Origin of the sequence: Brevundimonas faecalis (assembly GCF_040549405.1) — a bacterium.
Taxonomy (GTDB): domain Bacteria; phylum Pseudomonadota; class Alphaproteobacteria; order Caulobacterales; family Caulobacteraceae; genus Brevundimonas; species Brevundimonas faecalis.
This window is the reverse complement of the sequence record NZ_JBEPTF010000001.1, coordinates 1,539,767-1,551,447: the sequence shown is the minus strand read 5'-3', so window position 1 is coordinate 1,551,447 and position 11,681 is coordinate 1,539,767. Positions and strand designations below refer to the sequence as shown.

The 11,681-nt window shown below is 65.9% G+C and carries 7 protein-coding genes, 1 tRNA gene and 1 pseudogene; 8 read left to right on the top strand and 1 reads right to left on the bottom strand.

What is annotated here, in order from left to right; all coding sequences use genetic code 11:
- The 8 genes and pseudogenes from ABIE19_RS07650 (at window position 1) to ABIE19_RS07615 (ending at window position 11,181) form a co-directional block, all read left to right on the top strand.
- The gene (locus ABIE19_RS07650) at window positions 1-1,341 is read left to right on the top strand and encodes a pyruvate dehydrogenase complex E1 component subunit beta (protein WP_354088525.1); all 1,341 of its coding nucleotides are present in this window, start codon (window positions 1-3) and stop codon (window positions 1,339-1,341) included.
- Window positions 1,338-2,621: a pyruvate dehydrogenase complex dihydrolipoamide acetyltransferase gene (locus ABIE19_RS07645; RefSeq protein ID WP_354088524.1), complete on the top strand. Its 1,284-nt coding sequence runs from the start codon at window positions 1,338-1,340 to the stop codon at window positions 2,619-2,621. The genes ABIE19_RS07650 and ABIE19_RS07645 overlap by 4 nt, the downstream gene beginning before the upstream one ends.
- Window positions 2,622-2,693: 72 nt before the next feature.
- Window positions 2,694-3,172: pseudogene (locus ABIE19_RS07640) on the top strand (glutathione peroxidase).
- A 2-nt stretch (window positions 3,173-3,174) separates the two neighbouring features.
- Entirely contained in the window at window positions 3,175-4,581 is a 1,407-nt protein-coding gene (gene lpdA / locus ABIE19_RS07635; protein WP_354088523.1) for a dihydrolipoyl dehydrogenase, read from the top strand.
- A 65-nt stretch (window positions 4,582-4,646) separates the two neighbouring features.
- The gene (locus tag ABIE19_RS07630; protein ID WP_354088522.1) at window positions 4,647-5,654 is read left to right on the top strand and encodes a cysteine synthase A; all 1,008 of its coding nucleotides are present in this window, start codon (window positions 4,647-4,649) and stop codon (window positions 5,652-5,654) included.
- Entirely contained in the window at window positions 5,651-6,607 is a 957-nt protein-coding gene (gcvA, locus tag ABIE19_RS07625; protein WP_354088521.1) for a transcriptional regulator GcvA, read from the top strand. The genes ABIE19_RS07630 and gcvA overlap by 4 nt, the downstream gene beginning before the upstream one ends.
- A 97-nt stretch (window positions 6,608-6,704) precedes the next feature.
- Entirely contained in the window at window positions 6,705-7,595 is an 891-nt protein-coding gene (locus tag ABIE19_RS07620) for an ABC transporter ATP-binding protein (protein ID WP_354088520.1), read from the top strand.
- A 10-nt stretch (window positions 7,596-7,605) separates the two neighbouring features.
- Entirely contained in the window at window positions 7,606-11,181 is a 3,576-nt protein-coding gene (locus ABIE19_RS07615) for an ABC transporter permease/M1 family aminopeptidase (protein ID WP_354088519.1), read from the top strand.
- A gap of 388 nt (window positions 11,182-11,569) precedes the next feature.
- Here ABIE19_RS07615 and ABIE19_RS07610 read toward each other — a convergent pair.
- Window positions 11,570-11,646, bottom strand: a tRNA-Asp gene (locus tag ABIE19_RS07610).
- Window positions 11,647-11,681: the final 35 nt, after the last annotated feature.

Genomic DNA, 11,681 nt, shown 5'->3' with positions numbered 1-11,681 from the left:
GTGACCGACATTCTGATGCCGGCGCTGTCCCCCACGATGGAAGAGGGCACGCTGACCAAGTGGCACATCAAGGCGGGCGACACCGTGTCGGCCGGCCAGGTGATCGCCGAGATCGAAACCGACAAGGCGACGATGGAAGTCGAAGCCGTCGATGAAGGCGAAGTGCTGGAGATCCTGGTGCCGGAAGGCTCCGAGAACGTGAAGGTCAACACGCCGATCGCCCGTCTGGCTGGCGAAGACGCCGCTCCGGCCCCCGCGGCCAAGGCCGAAGCCGCGCCCGCCGCCGCTCCGGCTGCCGCAGCCGCCGCTCCCGCTGCACCGAAGACGGAACTGCGCGACCCGGAAATCCCCGCCGACGCCAAGCTGGTCAAGACGACCATCCGCGACGCCCTGCGCGACGCCATGGCCGAGGAAATGCGCCGTGACGACCGCGTCTTCCTGATGGGCGAGGAAGTCGCCCAGTACCAGGGCGCCTACAAGGTCAGCCGCGACCTGCTGCAGGAGTTCGGCGACCGCCGCGTCGTCGATACCCCGATCACCGAGCACGGCTTCGCCGGCCTCGGCGTCGGCGCCGCCATGGCGGGCCTGAAGCCCATCGTCGAGTTCATGACGTGGAACTTCGGCATGCAGGCGATCGACCACGTGATCAACTCCGCCGCCAAGACCCTCTACATGTCGGGCGGTCAGATTCGCGCCGACATCGTCTTCCGCGGCCCCAACGGCGCCGCCAGCCGCGTCGGCGCCCAGCACAGTCAGGACTATTCGGCCTGGTACGCCCAGGTTCCGGGTCTGAAGGTCATCGCGCCCTATGACGCGGCTGACGCCAAGGGCCTGCTGAAAGCCGCCATCCGCGATCCGAACCCCGTCGTCTTCCTCGAGCACGAGATGATGTACGGCCTCGAGTTCGACGTGCCGGAGGTCGAGGACTACGTCGTGCCGATCGGCAAGGCCAAGGTCCGCCGTGAAGGCACGCACGTCACCATCACGGCCCACAGCCGCATGGTCGGCTTCGCCCTGCAGGCCGCTGAAAAGTTGGCTGAAGAAGGCATCTCGGCCGAGGTTGTCGACCTGCGCACCCTGCGTCCGCTGGACCACGAAACCATCGTCGAAAGCGTCAAGAAGACCAACCGCCTGGTCTCGGCCGAGGAAGGTTGGGGCCCGATGGGCGTCGGCGCCGAGGTCGTGGCCCGTGTGATCGAGCATGCCTTCGACTATCTGGACGCCCCGCCGCTGCGGGTGCACCAGGAAGACGTGCCTCTGCCCTATGCCGCCAACCTGGAAGCCCTGTCGCTGCCGGGCGTGGACAAGATCATCGCCGCCGTTAAGCAGGTGATGGCATGACCGACATCCTGATGCCCGCCCTGTCGCCGACCATGGAAGAGGGCGTTCTGGCCAAGTGGCACGTTAAGGTCGGGGACGTCGTCTCCGCCGGCGACGTCATCGCCGAGATCGAGACCGACAAGGCCACGATGGAGGTCGAGGCCGTCGACGAGGGCGAGGTCACCGACATCCTGGTCGCCGAAGGTACTGAAGGCGTGAAGGTCAACACCCCGATCGCCCGCCTGAAGGACGAGGGCGGTGCGGCGGCGCCCAAGCCCGCCGCCAAGGCGGAGGAGGCCCCGAAGGCTGCGGCCGCTCCGGTTGAAGCGCCCGAGGCTGCAGCGCCTGTCGCCTCGGCTCCGGCCGCGCCGAAGTCGGCAGTCGGCGAACGCATCTTCGCCTCGCCCCTGGCCCGTCGCATCGCCGCCCAGAACGGCGTCGATCTGAAGTCGATCAAGGGCACCGGCCCCCACGGCCGCATCGTCAAGCGCGACGTCGAAGGCGCCCCGAAGGGAGCGGCTCAGCCCGCCGCTTCGACGGCGACCGCCGCCGCGACCACGGGCATCGCTCCGCGTCAGGCGCCGTCGCTGGCCCAGATGGGCATCCCGGACGGCAGCTACGACCTGATCCCGCTGGACGGCATGAAGAAGGCCGTGGCGCGTCGCATGGTCGACAGCATCCAGAACGTGCCGCACTTCCCGCTCTTCATCGACTGCGAGATCGACCAGCTGATGGCCGTCCGCGCCAAGGTGAACAAGATGCTGGAGCCGCAAGGGATCAAGGTCTCGGTCAACGACTTCGTCATCAAGGCCGCCGCCTTGGCCCTGAAGATGGTGCCGGAGGCGAACGCCTCCTACACGCCGGAAGGCATCGCCATGCACCACAACGCCGACGTCTCCATGGCGGTGGCCATCGACGGCGGCCTGATCACCCCGATCATCAGGAAGGCCGAGACCAAAGGCCTGGCCCAGATCGCGACCGAGTCCAAGGACCTGGCCAAGCGCGCGCGCGAACGCAAGCTGAAGCCGGAAGAGTTCCAGGGCGGCACCTTCTCGGTGTCCAACCTGGGCATGTTCGGCATCAAGCAATTCAGCTCGATCATCAATGAGCCGCAGGGCTGCATCATGAGCGTGGGCGCCGGCGAACAACGCCCGGTCGTCAAGGACGGCCAGATCGTTCCGGCCACCGTCATGACCGTGACCCTGACCTGCGATCACCGCGTGGTCGACGGCGCGACGGGCGCCCGCTTCCTGCAGGCGTTCAAGCCGCTGATCGAAGATCCCGTGGCGATGCTGGCCTAGTCACATGATCCCGAAAAATGTCAGCGGTTTTCGGATGAGATCATGTGCTGAAAAAGTGGGAGGAGAGGGGTCATGACCTCGGTCTATGACTTCTCCGCCCGGGCCATCGACGGCGCGGACGTGTCGCTGGACCGCTTTCGCGGTCAGGCGCTGCTGATCGTCAACACGGCGTCCAAGTGCGGCTTCACCGGTCAGTATGACGGGCTGGAGAAGTTGCACCGCGACTTCGCCGACGCGCCCTTCGAGGTCCTGGGCTTTCCCTGCAACCAGTTCGGCGGGCAGGAGCCGGGCAGGGCGGCGGAAATCGCCGCCTTCTGCGCCACCAGCTTCGACGTGACCTTTCCCTTGTTCGACAAGATCGAGGTCAACGGGCCGAACCGGCATCCGCTCTATGCCTGCTGACCCGTCAGAAGCGCGGTTTCATGGGCTCCCAGGCCATCAAGTGGAACTTCACCAAGTTCCTGACCGACCGCGAAGGCCGCGTCGTCGCGCGCTATTCGCCCCAGACTGAACCCGAGGCCATCAAGGCCGACATCGAGAAGTTGATCTGATCATGGCTGCTGAATTCGATCTCGTCGTCATCGGCTCAGGCCCCGGCGGTTACGTCGCGGCCATCCGCGCCAGCCAACTGGGCCAGAAGGTCGCCATCGTCGAGCGTGAGAACCTGGGCGGCATCTGCCTGAACTGGGGCTGTATCCCGACCAAGGCCCTGCTGAAGTCGGGCGAGAAGTTCGAGAGCCTGTCGCACCTGAAGGACTACGGCCTGTCCGCCTCGGGCGCGTCGTTCGACTTCGACGCCATCATCCAGCGGTCGCGCGGCGTGGCCAAGCAACTGAATCAGGGCGTCGGCTTCCTGATGAAGAAAAACAAGATCGAGGTCATCGAAGGTTCGGCCAAGCTGGAGAAGGGCGCCGCAGCGCCCAAGGTCGTCGTGGCCCTGAAGGCCGGCGGCTCGCGCGCCATTGAGGCCAAGACCGTCATGCTGGCCGTCGGCGCCCGCGCACGCGCCCTGCCGCAGATCGGGCTCGAGGCCGATGGCGACAAGATCTGGGCCTATCGCGACGCCCTGGCGCCGAAGAAATTGCCCAAGACCTTCGTGGTCATCGGTTCGGGCGCCATCGGCATCGAGTTCGCCAGCTTCTATCGCGCCCTCGGCGCCGAGGTGACGGTCGTCGAAGCCGTCGATCGCGTCATGCCGGTCGAGGACGAAGAGGTCTCCAAGGCCGCCCAGAAGGGCTTCGAGAAGCGCGGCATCAAGTTCAAGCTCGGCGCCAAGGTGACGAAGGTCTTCAAGGATTCCAAGGGTGTGAAGGTCGATCTTGAAGTCAACGGCAAGGCCGAAAGCCTGGAGGCCGAGGTCTGCATCTCGGCCGTCGGCATTACCGCCAACACCGACGGCATCGGCCTGGAGGCCTTGGGCGTCGAACTGGACCGCGGCCACATCAAGACCGACAGCCACTGCCAGACCAATGTGAAGGGCCTCTATGCCATCGGCGACTGCGCCGGCGCGCCCTGGCTGGCGCACAAGGCTTCGCACGAAGGCATACACGCCGCCGAACACATCGCCGGCTACAAGACGCCGAACGTCCATTCGCCGATCGCCGGCTGCACCTACGCCCAGCCGCAGGTCGCCTCAGTCGGGGTGACGGAGCAGGGCGCCAAGGCCGAGGGCCGCGAGGTCAAGATCGGCCGCTTCCCCTTCAAGGTGAACGGCAAGGCCATCGCGGCGGGCGAGACCGACGGCTTCGTCAAGGTCATCTTCGACGCCAAGACCGGCGCCCTGATCGGCGCCCACATGATCGGCGCCGACGTCACCGAGATGATCCAGGGCTACGTTACCGCCATCACCATGGAGGCGACCGAGGAAGACATCCACGGCATCGTCTACCCGCACCCGACCATGTCCGAGGCCATGCACGAGGCCGCCCTGGATGCTTACGGCCGCGTGATCCACATCTAGGGCGGTTGTTAGAAAATCTGAACTGTGGCTAAGAGGTTCGCTCCTCTCCACGGTTCGGATTCTCCATGATCGTCGCCCCTGACGTCCTCGGCCTGATCGGCAATACGCCCCTGGTGCGCCTGAAGCGCGCGTCGGAGCTGACCGGCTGTGAAATCCTGGGCAAGGCCGAGTTCATGAACGTCGGCGGCTCGATCAAGGATCGCGCGGCGCTCAGCATCATTCGCAAGGCCCGGGCGTCGGGCGCGCTGAAGCCCGGCGGGACAATCGTCGAAGGCACCGCGGGCAATACCGGCGTGGGCCTGGCCCTGGTGGGCGCCGCCCTGGGCCATCCCGTCGTCATCGTCATGCCGCGCAGCCAGACGGACGAGAAGAAGCGCGCCGTCCGCCTCCACGGCGCCCGTCTGATCGAGGTCGATCCGGCGCCCTTCGCCAGCCCCAACCATTTCGTCCACTATTCCCGCCGCCTGGCCGAGGAACTGAACGAGAGCGAGCCGAACGGCGCCTTCTACGCCGATCAGTTCGACAATCCCGCCAACCGCGAGGCCCACTACGAAGGCACGGCGCCCGAAATCTGGAAGCAGACGGACGGACGGGTGGACGGCTTCATCTGCGCCGCTGGATCGGGCGGAACCCTAGCGGGCTGCGCCGCCTACCTGCGTGAACGCAATCCCGAGGTCCGCATCGGCCTGGCCGACGTGCCGGGCGCCGCCCTCTACAGCTGGTTCACGGACGGCGTGCTGAAGGGCGAGGGCAGTTCGATCACCGAAGGCATCGGCGTCAACCGCATCACCGGCAACCTGGAAGGCCTGGCGGTCGATCATCCCTATCGGATCGAGGATGCGGAGTTCCTGCCCATCCTGTTCGACATGGTAAAGCATGAAGGCCTGTCCCTGGGTCCGTCCAGCGGCGTGAACATCGCCGGCGCCGTCCGCATGGCCCGCGACCTGGGGCCGGGCAAGACCATCGTCACCGTCCTGTGCGACGCTGGCCAGCGCTACGCCAGCAAGGTCTATGATCCCGCCTTCCTGACCGCCCGCGACCTGCCCACGCCCGACTGGATGACCGGACGATGAGCAAGACCGGCAAGAAAAGCGCGCCTCTCGACAGCCGCATCCCGCCCCTGAACGCCCTGAAGGCCTTCGAAGCCGCCGCGCGCCGCCTGAACATCACCCGCGCGGCCGAGGAGCTGTCGGTCACGCCCGGCGCCATCAGCCAGCAGATCCGCATCCTGGAGGAACACGCCGGCGCCCCCCTGTTCCATCGTGAAGGCCGCCAGATCGCCCTGACCGACCTGGGCGCCGAACTCTATCCGCTGCTGCATGACGGCTTCGACTACCTGAAGCGGGCAGGGGACCTGCTGTACCGGCCGGACCGCCGTCACGCCCTGGCCGTCAGCGCCCCTCCGTCCTTCGCGGCCAAGTGGCTGGCGCCCCGCATGGCGCGCTTCGCCGCGGCCCATCCCGAGGTCGAGCTCTGGATGTCGGCGGACATGCGTCTGGTCGATGTCGGCGGCGGCCGGGTGGACGTGGCCGTGCGCTACGGCCGGGGCGACTATTCAGGCGTCCGCTCCGAACGCCTGCTGTCGGCCGACGTAATCCCCGTGTGCAGTCCGGCCCTGACCATCGGCCCCGACGCCCTGAAACGTCCTGCCGATCTGGCGCGTCATGTCCTGATCCACCTGCGTCCCAGCGAGTTGGAGGAGCCTCGTCCCGACTGGGCCGAATGGCTGCAGACCCGGGGCCTGGACGACGTGGACGCCGCCTCCGGACCGCGCTTCGACCAGACCGCCCTGGCCATCGAGGCCGCCGCCCACGGTCAGGGGGTCGCCCTGGCGCCCTATGCCTTCGTCGCCGACGACCTGGCGTCGGGGCGTCTCGTGTCCCCCTTCGCGGACGGCGCCCTGGCGACGGATCTCGCTTACCATGTCCTGACCCGGCGCAGCGGCGTGTCCGAGCCGGCCCGCGCCTTCGTGCGCTGGATGAAGGCCGAAGCTCAGGCGGCGGAACACCGTGTCGACGACCTCTGACGCCGCCGATCGTCCAATTCTGTCCGATCTGTAACTTGATGCCCCCGCCGTGATGCCGTCAGTGTGAAGTGTCTTTTACACAGCGAGGGGGCGCTTCATGCTGACGATCAACAATCTGGTCCACGTCTACGGCAACGGGACACGGGCCCTGGACGACGTCAATCTGACGATCCCGACCGGCATGTTCGGCCTTCTGGGCCCGAACGGCGCGGGCAAGTCGACCCTGATGCGCACCATCGCCACCCTGCAGAGCCCGACTTCGGGCGAGATTCGTTTCGGCGACATCGACGTGATCCGTCAGCCGGAACAGCTGCGCCGCACCCTCGGCTATCTGCCCCAGGACTTCGGCGTCTATCCGCGCGTCTCGGCCTACGACATGCTGGACCACATGGCGGTGCTGAAGGGGATCGCCGACGGCAAGGAGCGCAAGCAGACCGTCGAGGCCCTGCTGAACCAGGTCAATCTGTGGAGCGTCCGGCGCAAGGCCCTGGCGGGCTTCTCCGGCGGCATGCGCCAGCGTTTCGGCATCGCCCAGGCCCTGATCGGCAATCCGCGCCTGATCATCGTCGACGAACCCACCGCCGGCCTGGATCCGGAAGAACGCAACCGCTTCCTCAACCTCCTGGCCGAGATCGGCGAGAACGTGGTGGTCATCCTCTCGACCCACATCGTCGAGGACGTGGCCGACCTGTGCCCCCGCATGGCGGTGCTGGCGGGCGGCAAGATCCAGCTGGAAGGCGCTCCGCTCGAACTGATGAAGCAGATGTCCGGCCGTGTCTGGCGCAAGACCATCGCCAAGGAGGCCCTGCCGGAACATCGCGCCCGTTACGAGGTCATCTCGACGCGCCTGTTCGCAGGGCAAACCGTGATCCACGTCCTGGCCGACGCCAAGCCGGGCGAGGGCTTCGAGTCCGCTTCCGGCGGCCTGGAGGACGTCTACTTCTCGACCCTGGCCGCCTCGCGCCGCCCGGCCGCTCAAGCCGCCTGAGGCCAGCGCCATGTTTGGAAAAGTCGCGGCCTTTGAGTTCCGCTATCAGCTTCGCCAGCCCGCCTTCTGGGTCATATCCATCCTCTTCTTCCTGCTGAGCTTCGGCAGCGTCGCCAGCCCGAACGTCAGCCTGGGCACAGGCGGCAACGTCCTGAAGAACGCGCCCTTCGCCATCGCCCAGGCCCATCTGTCCTTCACCCTCTTCTTCATGCTGGCCACCACGGCCATCGTCGCCAATGTCGTGGTCCGCGACGTGACAAGCGGCTTCGGCCCCATGATCCAGTCCAGCCGACTGTCGAAGTTCGACTATCTCTACGGTCGGTTCCTCGGCGCTTTCGGCGTCGTGGCCCTGGCCTTCCTGTCGGTCGCCCTAGGGATGCTGATCGGCACGCTGATGCCCTGGGTGGACAAGGAGACGATCGGCGCCTTCCGTCCGCTCGACTACCTCTACGGCTATGTCGTCATGGGGCTGCCGGGCGTCTTCTTCAGCTCGGCGGTCTTCTTCATGCTGGCCACCGTCACCCGCTCGATGATGGCCACCTATGTCGGCGTCGTCGCGGTCTTCATTCTCTACATGACCACCACATCGGTCTTCGGCTCCAAGCCCGAGCTTGAAACCCTCGTGGCCTGGTTGGAGCCCTTTGGGGCAGGGGCCTACGGCCTGGCGACCAAGTACTGGACCGCCGCGGAGCGGAACACGATCAACGCCCCGCTGACCGGCGTCCTGCTGGGCAACAAGCTGCTGTGGCTGGGGGTCAGCGCCTTCTTCCTGGCCGTCGCCTATCCGCTGTACCGGCCGTCGCCGCGCGGAGCCAAGCTGCGCAAGCAGGAGAAGTTGCGCGCCCTGGCCGACGCCGCGCCCGAAACCGTCGCCCCGACCGCGCCGCTCGCCGCGCCTTCCTACGGCTTCAAGGCCAGCCTGACGCAACTCATCTCCCGCACCGGATTCGAGATGAAGGCGGTGTTCAAGAGCCCCGCCTATTTCATCATGCTGGCCCTGGGCTTCGCCTTCAGCATCGCCGTCCTGTTGTTCGCGGGCGAGATCTACGGCGCGCCGATCCTGCCCGTGACCCGCGTGGTGATCGAAACCCTGGGCGGTTCCTTCGGTCTCGTCGCCATGATCATCGCCATCTACTATTCTGGCGAACTGGTCTGGCGTGACCGTGAACGACGCACCCACGAAATCATCGACGCCACCTCCACGCCCGACTGGACCTTCCTGCTGCCCAAGACCCTAGCCCTGATCCTGGTCCTGGCGTCGACCCTGGTCGCGGCCGCCGTCGCGGGCATCCTGGTCCAGACCTTCAAGGGTTACACCGACTACGAGATCGGCAAATACCTGGCCTGGTATGTCGCTCCCGAGGTGGTCAGCTACGCCTTGCTGGCCATCCTGGCCGTCTTCATCCAGTCCCTGTCGCCGAACAAGTTCGTCGGCTGGGCCGTCATGGTGGTCTACCTGATCTCGACCATCGTCCTGTCGAACCTCGGCTTCGATCACATCCTGTACCGCTACGCCTCCGGAACGGGCATGCCCCTGTCGGACATGAACGGCACGGGCAAGTTCGCCATCCGCGCCGCCTGGATGCAGGCCTACTGGGCCTCCTTCGCCATCGTTCTGCTGGTCATCGCCTACGGCCTGTGGCGTCGGGGCGCCGAGACCCGCTTCCTGCCGCGCCTCAAGCGCCTGCCGCGTCGTCTGATGGGACCGGCCGGAGCCGTCGGTGGCCTGGCCCTGACCGCCTTCGTGGCCCTGGGCGTCTACGTCTTCATCAACACCAATGTCTGGAACGAATACCGCAGCCGCGATCAGCAGGAGCAACTGATGGCGGACTACGAAAAGACCCTGCTGAAGTACGAGAAGACGCCGCAACCCGAGATCACCGACGTCAAGCTGGACCTGGACCTCTATCCGCACCAGCCGCGCCTGACGACCAAGGGAACCTACGTCATCGAGAACCGCACGGGCGCGCCGCTGAATGAGGTGCACCTGCGCTGGAACCACGGCCTGAAGATCGCGAAACTCGAGGTTCAGGGCGCCACAGTGGCCAAGGAGTGGCCGCAGTTCGAGTACCGCATCTATCGTTTCGCCACGCCGATGCAGCCGGGCGAGAAGCGCACCATCGCCTTCGAGACGGTGCTGGAGCAGCGCGGCTTCAAGAACAGCGGCGACACCACCCGCGTGGTCGACAACGGCACCTTCGTCAACAACGGCGAGTTCGGCCTGACCATCGGCATGGGCCGCGACGGCCTGCTGTCCGACCGTGCCAAGCGCCGCAAGCACGGCCTGCCTGCCGAGCTACGCATGGCCAAGCTGGAGGACGTCAGCGCCCTGAACCACAACTACATCGGTTCCGGCTGGGTCAACGCCGACATCACCGTGACCACAGTGGCCGATCAGACGCCGATCGCCCCGGGCTACAAGGTGTCCGACGTGACGAAGAACGGCCGCCGCACGGCCCGCTTCGTCACCGAGGCGCCCGTTCTGAACTTCTTCTCGGTTCAGTCCGCCGACTACCAGGTGGCCAAGGAGCAGCACGGCCCGATCGAACTGGCGGTCTATTATCACCAGGGTCACGAACGGAACGTGCCGCGCATGCTGACGGCCATGAAGACCTCGCTGGACTACTACGGTACGGCTTTCAGCCCGTATCAGTTCCGCCAGGCTCGGATCATCGAGTTCCCGGCCTACGCCAGCTTCGCCCAGGCCTTCGCCAACACCATGCCCTACTCGGAAGGCCTCGGCTTCATCGCCGACCTGACCGACGAGGAGAAGATCGACTACGTCACCTACATCACCGCCCACGAAGTCGGGCACCAGTGGTGGGCCCACCAGGTGATCGGCTCGAACCAGCAGGGCTCGACCCTGCTGTCGGAATCCCTGGCCCAATACTCGGCCCTGATGGTGATGGAGAAGCTCTACGGGCCGGACAAGATCCGTCGCTTCCTCAAGTATGAGTTGGACCGCTACCTGCGTTCGCGCGGCATGGAACGACTGGAAGAGACTCCGCTGCTGCGGATCGAGAACCAGCAGTACATCCACTACCAGAAGGGCGGCCTGGTCATGTATCTGCTGCGCGATCAGATCGGCGAGGAGGCGGTGAACCGCGCCCTGCGTCGCGTCCTGGCCCAGTACGCCTTCAAGCCGGCGCCCTATCCGCGCTCGCTGGACCTGCTGGCTGCGATCCGCGCCGAAGCCCCGGCCGACAAACAGGCTCTGATCACCGACCTATTCGAAAAGATCACCCTGTATGACGTGAAGACCAAGTCGGTCACGGCGACCCGCCGCGCCGACGGCAAGTGGGACGTCGCCCTGACGGTCGAGGCCCGCAAGCTCTACGCCGACGGCAAGGGTGAGGAGACCGAGGCCCCGTTGAAGGAAACCTTCGAGATCGGCCTGTTCTCGGCCGAACCCGGCAAGGGCGCGTTCGACCGCAAGTCGGTCATCCTGATGGAGCGTCGTCCCGTCCGTAGCGGGACCCAGGTCTTCCGCTTCGTCACGGACAAGAAGCCGTCCTTCGCCGGCGTCGATCCTTACAATCGCTGGATCGACCGTAACTCGGACGACAATGTGAAGTCGGTCGATTGATCGGAAAAGGGGAGGGAGGCTGGACGCCTTCCTCCCCTTTCTTCTTTTCAGAATGCGAGGCCCGCCCCCTCTCGCCAGCGGACTTGTGCGCGCCAATCCCAACGAATTTCAGGGATTGGAACTTTCTTCGACGGTTTCGCCAGCCTGATCCCGGACCCGTGTCATGCTGGTGGCGCTCATGGGCGTCGCCTTTGCGGCAAGGGGCGAAGAGAGGAGAACCGGGGCGAATGTGCACTATGTGCACCCTGTTTTTTTGAGTGCACATTTCGAGGAAGGCCAGACAAACGACGAAACCCGCAGACGACCTGCGTCAGCGGTTCAAGCTTGTCGATTGTCTAGGGAGGCGATGATCGGGAGCGGTGTGCGCCATTCCCTTCGCTGAAGAGAATGGCGCGAGTGACGGGGCTCGAACCCGCGACCTCCGGCGTGACAGGCCGGCACTCTAACCAACTGAGCTACACCCGCGTTTCCCTCCGCGAGGAGGAGAAGCGCGGATTAAG

Bases quoted from the DNA above. Each gene is read 5' to 3' on its own strand.
- gcvA (WP_354088521.1), top strand. From the start codon at position 5,651: ATGAGCAAGACCGGCAAGAAAAGCGCGCCTCTCGACAGCCGCATCCCG.
- ABIE19_RS07615 (WP_354088519.1), top strand. From the start codon at position 7,606: ATGTTTGGAAAAGTCGCGGCCTTTGAGTTCCGCTATCAGCTTCGCCAG.
- lpdA (WP_354088523.1), top strand. From the start codon at position 3,175: ATGGCTGCTGAATTCGATCTCGTCGTCATCGGCTCAGGCCCCGGCGGT.
- ABIE19_RS07645 (WP_354088524.1), top strand. From the start codon at position 1,338: ATGACCGACATCCTGATGCCCGCCCTGTCGCCGACCATGGAAGAGGGC.
- ABIE19_RS07630 (WP_354088522.1), top strand. From the start codon at position 4,647: ATGATCGTCGCCCCTGACGTCCTCGGCCTGATCGGCAATACGCCCCTG.
- ABIE19_RS07620 (WP_354088520.1), top strand. From the start codon at position 6,705: ATGCTGACGATCAACAATCTGGTCCACGTCTACGGCAACGGGACACGG.